The sequence below is a fragment of the Catenulispora pinisilvae genome, assembly GCF_015356865.1.
GTDB classification, from domain to species: Bacteria; Actinomycetota; Actinomycetes; order Streptomycetales; family Catenulisporaceae; genus Catenulispora; species Catenulispora pinisilvae.
In genome coordinates this window covers 62263-75899 of sequence record NZ_JAAFZA010000018.1, presented here as the reverse complement: position 1 = coordinate 75899, position 13637 = coordinate 62263, and the positions used below count along the sequence as shown (strand labels likewise).

The 13637-nt window shown below is 69.4% G+C and carries 7 protein-coding genes and 2 pseudogenes; 7 read left to right on the top strand and 2 right to left on the bottom strand.

Annotated features, from left to right (window positions below; translation table 11 throughout):
- Positions 1 to 276 precede the first annotated feature (276 nt).
- Together IZR01_RS07685 and IZR01_RS07680 are read left to right on the top strand one after the other, a co-directional pair.
- Positions 277 to 1047, top strand: coding sequence for an SDR family NAD(P)-dependent oxidoreductase (locus IZR01_RS07685; RefSeq protein WP_438939691.1), 771 nt, complete (start codon positions 277 to 279; stop codon positions 1045 to 1047).
- Positions 1048 to 1073: 26 nt separating this feature from the next.
- Entirely contained in the window at positions 1074 to 1445 is a 372-nt protein-coding gene (locus IZR01_RS07680) for a MerR family transcriptional regulator (protein ID WP_369125476.1), read from the top strand.
- Positions 1446 to 1534: 89 nt separating this feature from the next.
- Here the strand turns inward: IZR01_RS07680 and IZR01_RS50130 are convergent, their stop codons facing one another.
- Entirely contained in the window at positions 1535 to 2032 is a 498-nt protein-coding gene (locus IZR01_RS50130) for a hypothetical protein (RefSeq protein ID WP_228559021.1), read from the bottom strand.
- Here IZR01_RS50130 and IZR01_RS07670 point away from each other — a divergent pair.
- On the top strand, positions 2031 to 2636 hold the full coding sequence (locus IZR01_RS07670) for a hypothetical protein (protein WP_228559020.1): 606 nt from the start codon (positions 2031 to 2033) through the stop codon (positions 2634 to 2636). The two genes, IZR01_RS50130 and IZR01_RS07670, sit on opposite strands and share 2 nt — an antisense overlap.
- A 20-nt stretch (positions 2637 to 2656) precedes the next feature.
- Positions 2657 to 3175, top strand: a pseudogene (cyaB, locus tag IZR01_RS50125) (class IV adenylate cyclase); the annotation flags it as partial.
- A 49-nt stretch (positions 3176 to 3224) separates the two neighbouring features.
- Here cyaB and IZR01_RS07665 read toward each other — a convergent pair.
- A complete protein-coding gene (locus tag IZR01_RS07665; protein ID WP_194923397.1) occupies positions 3225 to 5663 on the bottom strand; it encodes an AAA family ATPase in 2439 nt (812 codons plus the stop codon).
- A 158-nt stretch (positions 5664 to 5821) separates the two neighbouring features.
- On the opposite strand from IZR01_RS07665, the gene IZR01_RS07660 reads away from it, so the two are divergent.
- The 3 genes and pseudogenes from IZR01_RS07660 to IZR01_RS07650 form a co-directional block, all read left to right on the top strand.
- The gene (locus IZR01_RS07660; RefSeq protein ID WP_194923396.1) at positions 5822 to 8788 is read left to right on the top strand and encodes an SCO1167/SCO6262 family helicase; all 2967 of its coding nucleotides are present in this window, start codon (positions 5822 to 5824) and stop codon (positions 8786 to 8788) included.
- Positions 8789 to 10213 (top strand): SWIM zinc finger family protein, encoded by a 1425-nt coding sequence (locus IZR01_RS07655; protein WP_194923395.1) that lies wholly within the window; start codon positions 8789 to 8791, stop codon positions 10211 to 10213.
- Positions 10214 to 10361: 148 nt separating this feature from the next.
- Positions 10362 to 13118, top strand: a pseudogene (locus IZR01_RS07650) (family 78 glycoside hydrolase catalytic domain); the annotation flags it as partial.
- Between the last annotated feature and the right edge of the window lie 519 nt (positions 13119 to 13637).

Sequence of the window (13637 nt, the reverse complement as noted above, 5' to 3'; positions counted from 1 at the left end):
AAGAGACAGCTACACGCCCGCCTCGCCCCGCCCTTGGCCCAGCTGCAATCGGACGTGCTGTTACCGATCGGCGCCGGCACCGAGCTAGAGGCGCTGTTCGACCGCCTGGCCGACGCGCTGGACCTCGCTTCGGCTTGGGCCGGGCAGGTGTCGGCCGGGCAGGCGTCGGGCTGATCTCGTGGCGGCGGCGTGATCTCGTACCGGCGGCGTGGGACGGCGGCGTCAGCACTCGGGGCGGCGCACTCTTGACCTTGCCACTGGCGGCAGGGTTGAACGATGGCCGGCATGGACAGCAGCACCGCATCGCAGACCAGCAGGATCGTCGCCGTGACCGGGGCCGGCACCGGGATCGGCCGGGCCACCGCCCGCGCCTTCGCCGCTGAGGGTGCCCGCGTGCTTGCCATCGGCCGGCGGGCCGAACCGCTCGATGAGACCGCTGCCGGACACGACCGGATCAGGCCACTGGTCGCCGACATCACCGCCGGGGGTGAGCCCGAGCGGATCGTTCAGACTGTGCTGGCGATGCACGGCCGGCTGGACGTGCTGATTAACAATGCCGGCATAGTGCGCGGCGGCGCCCTCGGAACACTTGCGCCGGAGACGATCGTGCCTCAGATCGCCACCAATCTGATCGCCCCCATCCTGCTGGCCCAGGCCGCGCTGCCAGCCCTGGAAGCATCCGGCGGGGTGATCGTCAACGTGAGCACTTCGGTGGGGCAGCGGGCCTGGCCGGGCAGCTCGGTCTATGCGGCGACCAAGACCGCGCTGGAGTCGCTGACCCGCAGTTGGGCCGTCGAACTGGCGCCCCGGGGCATCCGGGTGCTGGCGGTGGCCCCCGGCGCGATCGACACCCCGATCGGCGAGCACCAGGGACTGACACCGGAGCGGACGGCCGCGGTACGCGAATGGCAACTGGCGCGCACCCCGCTAGGCCGGATCGGACGACCGGAGGAGGTAGCTTGGGCGATCACCCAACTCGCCGCACCGGCGGCGGCGTTCATCACAGGGGTGGTTCTCCCTGTCGACGGCGGGGCGGTAGTGGCGTGATAGGACTGGCCCGGGAGGTGGAGCCGGTGCGGATCGGCGATCTGGCCAAGGCAACCGGGACGACAGCGCGTGCACTGCGGCACTACGAGCAGTCCGGCCTGATCTCCTCGGAACGAACAACCAACGGCTACCGCGTCTACGACGAGCGGACAGCGGTGCGCGTCCGCAACATCCGCTACCTGCTGACCGCCGGGCTCACCCTGGACGACGTGCGAGTGTTCCTCCCCTGCCTGGACGCAGACGTGGCCACAGCGCCGCCCTCGGCCAGGGGTTTGCGGGTCGCGTCGGAGCGGCTGGCAGTCCTCAACGAACGCATCGCCGCCCAAACCGAGGCCCGAGACCGGCTGGAAGCCGCGCTCCGGCAAAAGACCGGTGGTCGGATCCGGTCGGTGGCCTGACTATCTGTCTCGCTTTCAGGGCCGCGACCTGAGGCATGCTCAACCGTCGCATTTCGAGCCGGGGCCATCTTGCCGTCGATCCGTACAGTTCACGAGCACGCTCGCAGGATCTTCGTGATCGCCCGTACAGTCTGCTCGGGCCGCTGGTCGGTCGTGTCTACGCGGTGTGCCGGAAGGGCCGCGTACTCCTGCTCGATTCGGTCGGCCAATTCGTCGGCCAACTCGTCCCACCACGTCGTCTGCTTGTCCCTGTCGCGTAGGCGTGCCTGCCGCTCGTCCGCGGAGCATTCGAGGTGGAACGTGATGGGGGCCGGGAGGTCCTTCGGCAGGATCAAGTCCATCGCGGCGCCAAATGCTCGATGTGTCGCGACCGTCCGCTGAGTGAAGCTGTCGCTGACGACCGAGCTCCCGATCTCCATGAGCGCTCTGACCCTCTCTGCGGTGACGAGCAGCGCGGAGACGAACAGGTGGGCGCGAGCGTCGGGGTCACGGCTGCTCCAGTCGAGAAAGACCCGTGCCTCGGTGCATTCGGCGGGGAACGTCGCGACCTGCTCAGCGCCGATCGCTCTGGCCGACGGTCTGAACATGCCGGACGCCGCTCGCATGCTGCTCGGACTGGCGCCGGCCATGGCTCGTCACGCCGACGATCTCGACGAGTTGGCTGAGGCCACCAGTACGGTCGCGCGGACCTATCGCTCACAGTCCGCCGCTGCCCAGGGGATCCGTCAGCTCGCCGGCGGCGCACGTGAGTTTGACCTACTCGCGGTACGCGGGCTCGGATTGCTCGGGCTCAACGACTCCCTGCTGCGTGCAGCCGTCTCGGCCCGCTCGACACCACTCGCGATACGCGTTCTCATCGTCGATGCCGACAGCGACGCTGCCGCGCGCCGCGCCGCCGAGATCGGCGAGAGCGCCGCCGGGTTCGCGGTCAGCGTCCGCCTGGCTGAACACAAGCTCGCAGAGCTCGCGGCGATGCCTGGCCTCGTCCTCGCCGCTTACCGCTATTCGACCCTGCCGACCTGGCGTGTCATTGGCCTGGACGAGACCATCTTCGTGAGCACCTTTGATGAGAAGTGGGAAGGCCACGTCTCCCCGACCTACCGTGTAGACGTGGCGACCGGCGGTGCCCTGTATCGAGGTTTCCGACGCATGTTTCAGGAGATGACCGAGACGGCCGAGCGCTTCATCTGAGAGGACGAGAACCCGCGATCATGCCGATCGAAGCCGAGCTGAAGGCCCGCGTCCGTGACGTTCCCGCTCTGCTGGCAGCCTTGGATGAGCGGGCTGAGGCTGAGAAGGCCGTCTATCGCGACCGCTACTTCGACAGCCCGGACGGTTCCTTCGCATCGAGCGGGCGCGAGCTTCGAATCCGGACCGTGGAGACCGATGCCGGTGTCCGCCACATCCTGACGTTCAAGCAGCCCGCGGTCGACGCGGCAAGCGGATCAAAGCCTGAGTACGAGACCGTCGTCGGCGATGCTGACACTGCCGAGGCGATCGTGCTCGGACTCGGCTATCGGACGATGATCGCTTTCTCGAAGCACTGCGCGAACTACCGGTGGAAGGAGCAAGACCGCGACTTGCTGGCCACCGTCGTCACAGTGCCCGAGATCGATGGGACGTTCATCGAGCTGGAGACAATCACCGAGACCGAGAACGAACTGGTGACGGCGCTGGAGGCGGTTCGCGCCGCATTAAGACGGCTTGGTGTCAGCGCGGGCGATCTGACCACCGAGCTTTATACCGATGCGGTCGCAGCAGTTCTCCCAGGTTGGACGGCTACATCGCGCTCCCGGCCCGGTCCTGGTCGCCGATGGCTTCCAGCGCGGTCTCGATCCGTAGGGCCAAAGCCGTGTCGCGGGCTCGGCCGGCATTGTGGACGGCGATCTCCAGAGCGCGGCGTTGCCCGACCACGACGATGGTCTTCTTCGCGCGGGTGATCATGGTGTACAGCAGGTTGCGGTGCAGCATGAGGGAGCCTGCCTCGGTGACCAGTGGGGCGACGACGTAGGGGTACTCGCTGCCCTGGGATCGGTGGATGCTGATGGCGTAGGAGTGCAGCAGCTGGTCGAGTTCGTCGAAGTCGTATACGGCGATGTCGCCGTCGTCGGTGCTCAGGGTCACCAGGCGGCCCTGGGGGTCGATGCCGCGGATCACGGCGACGGTGCCGTTGAAGATGCCGGCGCTGCCCTTGTCGGGGTTGTTCTTGATCGGCATCACCCGGTCGCCGACGCGGAACACCGAGGTGCCGGACCAGTACTCGGTCTTGTCCTCGGCTGCCGGGTTGAGTCGCTCTTGGATGGCTCGGCCCAGCGCCACGGTTCCGCAGTATCCGCGCCTGGTCGGTGCCAGTACCTGGATGTCGGATGCGGGGACGCCTTGTTTGGCGGGGATCTTGGCGCAGGCCAGTTCCACCACCTGCGCGGCGACTTCGGCCGGGTCGTCGCAGTCCACGAACCAGAAGTCGCTGCTGTGCAGGTCCCGTTCCTCGGGCATCCGGCCGCGCCGGATCTGGTGGGCGTTGGCGGTGATGGTCGAGCCGGTCTCCTGGCGGAAGACATGGGTCAGCTCGGTGCGGGCCACGCCGGGCACGGCCAGGATGTCCCGCAGTACCGCGCCCGGGCCGACCGACGGCAGCTGGTCGATGTCGCCGACCAGCAGCAGGTGCGTGCCGGGCACGGTGAGCTTGACCAGCCTGCGGGCCAGGAACACGTCCAGCATCGAGGCCTCGTCCACGACGATCAGGTCGGCCATCATCGGCCCGTCGTCGAACAATGCGTCGGGATCGGCCTCGGGCAGGTCGGCGACCAGGCGGTGCACGGTCATCGCGCGCATCCCGGTCAGCTCCGCCAGCCGCCGCGCGGCTTTGCCGGTCGGCGCGGCGAGCGTCACCCGGCCGCCGCCGGAGCGCACGGCGGCGGCGATGGCCTTCACGGTGTGGCTCTTGCCGCAGCCCGGCCCGCCGGTGAGCACCGAGACCGTGGAGCTCAGCGCCATCGCCACCGCGGCGCGCTGGTCGGCGTGCAGGTCGTCGGCATGCGGGGCGTTGGCGTGCAGGTCGTTGGCATGCGAGTGGTCGGCGCGCGGGCCGTCACCGTTCGAGTCGTCAGCGCGCAGATCGTCGCCGCCCGGGGCTTCGGCGCCAGCGGCTTCGGCCCGTTTGCGTACCGCCGGGGGCAGGTCGGAGTCGGCCGCGAGCAGTCGGGCGAGGAAGGACGCCAGCGAGCGCTCGGTGGAATGCAGTGTCCGGGAGAAGACCACAGGCTCGTCGGAGTCCGGCTCGCGCGGATCAGCTTCGATGACGACGGCTCTGGCGGCGACCAATGTCTCCAACGCGGAGGCGAGCAGATCGTGCTCCTGCCCGACCAGGCGACGGGCCGCGAGCAGAAGCCGGGCCCGCAGGACATAACAGTGCCCCTCGCTGCGGGCGGCGTCCAACCGGTCCAGCAGCGCGGCCCGCAGCCGCTGTGGACTCTCCGCCGGGACCCCGGACGCGAGCGCGATCTTGTCGGCCGCGGCGAAGCCGATCCCGCGGACCTTCTCGATCAGCCGGTACGGGTCGGTACGGACGACGGCGAGCGACTCGGCCCCGAACTCGATGTAGACCTTCGTGGCCAGCAGGGGTGAGATCCCGAAGCCCTGCAGGACGACCATGAGATCACGGACCACCTTCTGCCCGATCCACGAGGCGGCGATCTTGTCGCGGCGTCCCGCGCCGATCCCGTGCACCTCCAGCAGCCGGTCCGGATCGGCGTCGATGATCTTCAACGTGTCCTCGCCGAAACACTCGACGATCGCGCCGGCCAGCTTCGGCCCGATCCCCCGGATCAGTCCGGAGCCCAGGTACATGCGGATGCCCCGCACGTGCGAGGGCAGCACACACTCGCAGGACGCCACCACGAACTGGTCGCCGTAGCGGTGGTGTCGGACCCAGCGACCGGACAGCTGCACCACCGCACCGGGCTGCACCCCGGCCAGGGCGGCGCCTGCCGCCGTGAACTCGCCGACCTCCTCGGAGACGACCCGGGCGACGGTGTACTCGTCGGGACGCACGTGGATCAGATGCTCGACCGCGCACTCGAACTGAATCAGCTGCTCGGTCGGAGTCAGCTGTTTGCTGGGAATCACCTGCTCGGTCGGAGTCAGCTGTTTGCTGGGAATCACCTGCTCGGTTGGAATCAGCTGCTCACTGGGGATCAGCTGCTCGGTCGGTTCCATCCGTCTGCTGCCCTCCCGGCCTGCCGTGATAGGCCATGCGCGACGACGGCACAACCTGATTGCGGAGTGTAGCCGCGTACGGGCCTGGCATGAGCGAGCGGAGATAATGGCGCTGGCGGCGGAACAGCCGGATCGGGAGTCGTGCGGCGAGGGGAATCATGGTGGCCAGGCGTGTGGTGATCGTCGACGACGATGCCGAGTCGGCGACGTCCACGCCAGAGCGGCACATCTCCGTCGATGCGGCGCGGGCTCTGGCGTCCCGTCCTGCGGTGTTCCTTCCCGCCGACCCGCCGCGGAACAGCCGAGTGGCCTTCGTCGGCGAAGACGGCGGCGGCGGCGAGGTGACCGTCGCGGAGTTCGTGACGACGACGAAGTCCGGTGCCCCGCGCAAACGTCCCCAGGTCGTGCTGCGCTCGGCGCCGGCGCTGGTGCTGCCGGTCCAGACCGCGGTCCCGGTCCTGGCCCAGGCGCGCAAACTGGCGTTGGACGATCCGTCGGCGGCGGCCGATCCGGCGTCCGTGTTCTGGGGCACCGCCGCGGTGCTCGCCTTGGGGCTGGTCGCCCGCGGCCGTCTGTTGCCGGGGGTGTCGCCGTCGGGGTACGACGCCTGGCGGATCGGACCGTTCGACGGTGAGGACGTCGAGCGGGTCCGGGACCTGGCCGCGCTCATGCCGCCGGCGGCCCGGGCCGTCCCGGTTCCCGGAGCGGTCGGCGGGACGGTCTTGTTGCCTGAGAGCGAGCCTTTGCTTCGGACGTTCCTGGACGCCGTCGCCGATGTGCTGCCGCGGACGCCGGGTGCGGCGCGGATGGTCGGTGCGGGGGTGGGTGCGGCGCGGATGGTGGGCGGTGCCGCCTTCGCGACCCCCGACGCCCAGTCGGTGCCGCACCTGCGGAGCTGGGCAGGCGAGGTCGCGGCGGGGATCGACGCCGGCGCCCGGGTGTCGCTGCGTCTTGAGATGCCCTCTGACTCCGACGGCGGATTCCGGGCGGTCACGCAGCTGCACAGCCTGGCCGACCCCACGGCGGTGCGGGACGTGGGCGTGGCGTGGTCGTCGCTGGTCACCGGATCGGACCGGGAGGCCCGGGAGGCCCGGGCCCGAACGCAGATCGAGGTGCTGCTGACGTTGCGCCGGGCGGCGCGGGTGTGGCCCCCGCTGGCGCGGCTGCTGGCCACCGCGGTGCCGGCGGTCCTGGAGCTTTCCGACGACGAGGTCTTCGACCTGCTCGGGGATGCCGCGCCGAGGTTGTCGGCGGCCGGCGTCGACGTCCACCTGCCCAAGGAACTGGCCAGGAGCCTGACGGCGCGGGCGGTGCTGGACGCGCCGAAGCGGCCCGGGTCGGATCTGCGCTCGTACTTCGACGCCGGTTCGCTGCTGGCCTTCCGCTGGGAGCTCACCCTGGGCGGGCAGGCGTTGACCGCCGCGGAGATGGACCGGATCGCCGAGGCGGCCCGGCCGTTGGTGCGGCTGCGCGATCAGTGGGTGGTGGTCGATGACGCGTTGGCCCGCAAGGCCCGGCAGCGGGACCTGGCGCCGGTCGGCGCGATCGACGCGCTCGGGATCGCGCTGACCGGGACGGCCGAGGCGGACGGCCAGACCGTGCCGGTCCAGCTGAACGGCTGGCTGGCCGACCTCAAGGCCCGGATCGCCGAGCCCGACGGCGGGCCGGGTGAGATCGGGCCGGGTGAGATCGGACAGCCGGCGGCGCTGCGGGCGACCCTGCGCGACTACCAACTCCGCGGCCTGGACTGGCTGGACCGCATGACCACGCTCGGCCTGGGCGGTTGCCTGGCCGACGACATGGGGCTGGGCAAGACGATCACGTTGATCGCGCTGCATCTGCGGCGACAGCAGAACCCGGCGACCGCGCGGCCGACCCTGGTGGTCTGCCCGACGTCGTTGCTGGGCAACTGGGAGCGGGAGATCGAGCGTTTCGCCCCGGGCACACCGGTCCGCCGCTTCCACGGTGCCGACCGCGACGTGGAAACGGTGCAGGATGGCGAATTCGTCCTGACCACCTACGGCACCGTGCGCATCGACGCCGAGCGGCTCGGCGGCGTGGACTGGGGCCTGCTCGCCGCCGACGAGGCGCAGCATGTGAAGAACCCGTATTCGCACACGGCCAAAGCCTTGCGCACCATGGGTTCCCAGGCTCGGGTCGCCTTGACCGGCACGCCGGTGGAGAACAACTTGTCGGAGCTGTGGGCCCTGCTGGACTGGACCACCCCGGGTCTGCTCGGCCCGTTGCGGACGTTCCGCTCCCGCTACGCCAAGGCAGTCGAGGCCGACCACGACCCGCAGACCACCGCGCGCCTGGCCACGCTGGTGAAGCCGTTTCTGCTGCGCCGGCGCAAATCCGATCCGGGTATCGCCCCGGAGCTGCCGCCCAAGACCGAGACCGACCACCCGGTGACGCTGACCCGCGAGCAGACGGTGCTCTACGAGGCGTTCGTGCGCGAGATGATGGACCAGATCGCGGGCAGTTCCGGCATCGACCGGCGCGGCCTGATCCTCAAGCTGCTGACGGCGCTCAAACAGATCTGCAACCACCCCGCGCAGTATTTGAAGGAAGACCCGGGCAAGACGGCGTTGCCGGGCCGTTCCGGCAAGCTGGAACTGTTGGACGAGCTGGTCGAGACGATCGTCGCCGAAGACGGTGCGGTGCTGGTGTTCTCGCAGTATGTGACGATGAACCGGCTGATCGAGCGGCACCTGGACGACCGCGGGATCGCCAGTCAGTTCCTCCACGGCCAGACGCCCGTCCGCGGCCGGGAGGATATGGTGCGCCGCTTCCAGGACGGCGAGGTCCCCGTCTTCCTGCTGTCGCTGAAGGCCGCCGGCGTCGGGCTCAACCTCACCCGGGCCGGACACGTGATCCATTACGACCGGTGGTGGAACCCCGCGGTGGAGGAACAGGCCACCGACCGCGCGTATCGCATCGGCCAGACCCAACCGGTCCAGGTGCACCGCCTGATCGCCGAAGGCACCGTGGAGGACCGGATCGCCACGGCCCTGAAGGAAAAGCGCGACCTGGCCGAAGCCGTGCTCACCGGAGGCGAGGCGGCGTTCACCGAACTGACCGACGCCGACCTGGCCGACCTGGTCACGCTCAGGAGGGGGCGATAGATGGCGCCGCGGAAGAAGGCAGCCGGCCCCGATGACGACCGCACACGGTCTTTTCCGGCCTTCCCACCGGCGGTCGGCTCCCGTACCGCGTTCGCCGGTTCATGGTGGGGACAGGCCTGGGTGGACGCGCTGGAGACGACGTCCATGGACGCCGCACGCCTGGGCCGCGGCCGCACCTACGCCCGGCGGGGCGCGGTCGAGGACATCACCGTCACCCCCGGCCTGGCAAAGGCGAAAGTGCAGGGCAGCCGGCCACGTCCCTACACCTCGACCGTGGAGGTGGAACAGCTCAGCGACGCGGACTGGGATCGTCTCCTGAAGGCCGTCGCCTCGCGGGCCGCGCACATCGCCGCACTGCTCGACAAGGACATGCCGCCGGAACTGCTCGACGACGCGAAGGCCGCCGGCGTACGGCTGCTGCCCGCCGCCGGCGACCTCTCGCCAGGCTGTTCGTGCCCTGACTGGGGCTGGCCGTGCAAGCACGCGTCCGCGCTGTGCTACCAGATCGCCAGGTTGCTGGACACCGATCCGTTCGTCCTGCTGTTGTTGCGCGGACGCGGCGAGCAGGAGCTGATGGAGGAGCTGCGGACCCGCAACGCCGCAGCCGCCGCCACAGCCACCGCACGCGACAGCGACAGCGGTACCGGCACCAGCACCAGCACCAGCCGGCTCGGAACGGAAACCCCGAGTGTGGTGGGGATCAGCGCCGTCGAGGCCTTCAGCGCGGCACCGGGCGACCCCGCCGCACTGCTCGCGGGCATCACCGCGTTCGAAATCCCCGCCGCCCCCGATGTTCCCGGCCGGCCTCCCGTGCTGGCCGCGGCGACCGGCGAAGCCGTCGACGCCATCGACGCCGTCGCCCTGGAACGCCTCGCCGCCGACACGGCCGGCCGGGCCCACACGCTACGCACCTTGTACACCGGGTTCGACGAGCCTGCCGCGACGCCGCTGATGCCCCAGTTGACCACGTGGCAAGACGCCGTACGCATGGCCGCGGAGGAAGACGAGGCAGCCTCGGAAGAGGTCTACGAACGTGTCCTTTCCGCCTACGATCTCGGCGACGTCCAGATGAGCATGTCGATCCTCGCCTGGCACCAAGGCGGCTCCGCCGGGCTCTCCACCTTGGAGACCGCCTGGACGCCGACCACGGCCGACAAGGCACGCGCGCGCCGATCACTTGAGGACTGGACCGCCGACGGTGACCCGCCCGCACTGCGCGTCTGGCGCAACCGCTGGACCGCCCAAGCCGAGGGAGTCCAGGTCCGCCTCGGGACCGACCACCGCTGGTATCCGTACCGCCGCGACCCCGAGGACGGTACTTGGTGGCCGCACGGCACCGCCGAACACGACCCCGCATCCGCCCTGGCCACACTGCTCACCGACGCTGACAAGGCAGCCGAACATCTAGGCCGATTTCGGCCTTGACGCGGCGTCAGGTGCTCCTTACCGTGTGCCCTGAGATACGGATCTGAATCGATTCAATCCCTGGTGTGCCGCGCGACGACAACTCGCCACGACAACTCGTCACGACACTGCTTTGCGTATCCAGTTCCGAGGATGGTGCATCCGCATGTTGATTCGTCGCCGCTCTCATGTCCCGGGCCGAGGGAGGGCAATTCTCTCCGGACGCGTTCGCCGCCTTCGGCGATCGGGTGTGCCGTTCACAGCAATACTCGCGCTGGCCCTCGCCCCCGTGGCCGGACTGCCTGCGACCTCGGCTGCTTCCGCTTCCGCGGTGGCCGAGGTCTCGGTGGGCGGGCTGCGAGCTGACGACACGACCAATCCCCTTGGCCTGGACGACCCGCACCCGAGCCTGAGCTGGAAGCTGACTTCGCAGGTCAACGGGGAGTATCAGAGTGCGTATCAGATTGTGGTCGCCGTGAGCGAGACCGACGTGAGTACGGGGGTCGGAAGCGTATGGGACAGCGGCGAGGTCTCCTCGAGCAACTCCGTGGGCATCACATACGGCGGGCCAGCTCTGGCGACAGCGCAGACTTACTACTGGGCCGTGCGGGTTTGGGACGAGCACGGCACGGCCTCGGGCTGGAGTCCTCCGGCCCAGTGGGAGATGGGGCTGCTCGGCTCGGGCGACTGGCAGGGCGCGCAATGGATCAGCCCGAATTCCACGAGTGCCGCCTCGCCGCTGCTGCGCAAGGACTTCACGGTGACGAAACCGGTGGCCAAAGCGCGCGCCTACGTTTTCGGCCTCGGCTTCTACGAACTGCACCTCAACGGCGCCAAAGTGGGCAACCGGGTGCTGACGCCGGCGAGCACTCCCTACGCACAGCGTGATCTCTACGCCACCTACGACGTCACCGCCGACCTCCAGCAGGGCGGCAACGCGGTGGGCCTGTGGCTCGGCAACGGCTATGACGCGGACTTCAGCCAGTACGGCTTCCGGTGGCTCGGGCCGAAGCAGGCGATCATGCTCCTCGACGTCACCTTCGCCGACGGCACGCACCAGACCGTGACGACCGACGACAGCTGGACGTGGTCGCCGAGCCCGATCACCGCCGACGACATCTACAACGGAGAGTCCTACGACGCCCGGCTCGCCCAGCCCGGCTGGGACACGGCCGGATTCGACGCCGCGGCGTGGCGGCCGGTCCAGACCGTCGCGGCCCCGGCCGGGTCGCTGGCGGCCGACGCGATGCCGCCGATCACGGTCGCGCAGACCCTGAACGCGGTCGGGCTGACCGAGCCGGAGCCCGGTGTATACGTGTACGACTTCGGTCAGGACATCGCGGGCTGGGAGGTGTTGGAAACCCAAGGCCCGGCGGGCTCGACAGTGAAGATGCAGACCGCGGAGGATCTGCTCGGCAACGGAACGATCGACACGACCACCAACCGGAACGCGCAGTCCACGGACGCTTACACACTCGCGGGTACCGGGTCGGTGCAGACCTACGAGCCGCGCTTCACCTATCACGGCTTCCGCTACCTGGAGGTCACCGGCGATCCGCAAACCCCGACGCTGAACAGCGTCCAGGCCCGTGTCGTCCACGCGGATCTGTCCGCCACCAGCACGTTCAGCGCGTCCGACCCGATGCTGAACCAGATCTGGCAGAACAACCAGCGGACCATGCTGAACAACCAGATGAGCACCCCCACCGACAATCCGGTCCGCGACGAGCGCACGCCCCCGGGCATGGACGTCCAGGCTTACCACGACGCATCGGCCGCCGAGTTCGACATGGACACCTTCTACGCCAACTACCTGCGGGACATGCCACCGGGCACGGCACTGCCCTCCGACTCCGGCAACGCTCAGCAGCCTGATATGGGCGGGGACCAGGTGACTCTGGCCTGGACCCTCTACCAGCAGTACGGCGACCGGGCCACGCTCGCCGCGACGTATCCGCTGATGAAACAGTTCGTCGACACGAACGCCGCCAACGTGCCGGGCCACATCTGGTCCACCGGCTTCGGCGACTGGTGCCCGCCGGACCACAGCTCGAACGCCAACGGCGGCATGGGGAACCCGAGTGCCGGCGCCTGCACGAGTGAAGTACCGATCGTCAACACGGCGCTGTCCTACCTCCAGGCGGCGGATGTCGCCAAGGCTGCGACAGCCCTGGGCCAGGCCGGCGACGCGGCGCACTACGCCCAACTGGCCGCCGACATCGAGAACGCCTTCAACTCGGCGTTCCTCAACCCCGACCACGCGAGCTACGGCGACGGCCGGGAGACGACCAGCATCCTGCCGCTCGCCTTCGGCATGGTGCCGGCGGCCGACGCCCCCGCGGTCGGCGCGCGGCTCGTCGACACGATCGTCACCGGCAACGACGGCCACCTGGACACCGGGATCTTCGGCACCCGCCACCTCCTGGACGCGCTGGCGGATATCGGCCGTACCGACCTCGCGATGACGGTGCTGGATCAGACCACGTATCCCGGCTACGGCTTCGAGATCAGCAAGGGTGCGACGACGGACTGGGAGGAGTGGACGTACGCCTCGTCCATGGAATCCCACGACCACGCGATGTTCGGCGGCATCAACGCCTCCTTCTCCGACCAGTTCGCGGGCATCGAGCCCACCGGGCCGGGCTACAGCACCATCAGCGTCGCGCCCCAGATTCCCACCGGACTCCAGCAGGTCGCCGCGTCCATCGGCACCGTCCGGGGAACCGTCGCCTCGTCCTGGTCCGTGACCGGCGACCAGGTCGCCATGAACGTCACGATCCCGGTGGGCGCGACAGCGAGTGTGCGGGTTCCGAACTTCGGCCAGAACAACGTGACCACCGTCAGCCCGGCCGCCGGAGCGGTGCTGGAGTCCACCACCGGCACAGAGACCACGTACACGGTCGGCTCCGGCACCTGGCGGTTCACCGGCTCGCTCGCCCCCGCTTCCAGCACGTCGCTGCCCGGGACCTGGAGCCAGTGCGCGGCTGAGACGGGCACGTGTTCGTTCGCGGGTACCGACACGGTGGCGTTCGGCGCGCAGGGCAAGTACAACTACGCGACCGTGACCGGCGGAACAGCCTGCTCCAACACAGTGTTCGGAGACCCGGACGAAAACGTGTCCAAAGCCTGCTACGCCGAACCGGCTCCGACGACGACGGCCGGCGTCTGGCAAGAGTGCGCGGCCGAAACCGGCACGTGTTCGTTCGCGGGCACTGACACGGTGGCGTTCGGCGCGCAGGGCAAATACAACTACGCGACCGTGACCGGCGGAACAGCCTGCTCCGACACGGTGTTCGGAGATCCAGACGAAGGCGTGTCCAAAACCTGTTACGTCGAGGCGCCACCCCCTGCGGCCACGACGTGGACTCCGTGCTCTGCTGAAACGGTCAGCTGCGTCGTCACCGGCACCCACGAGGTCGCGTTCGGGGCCGACGGCCGATACGCG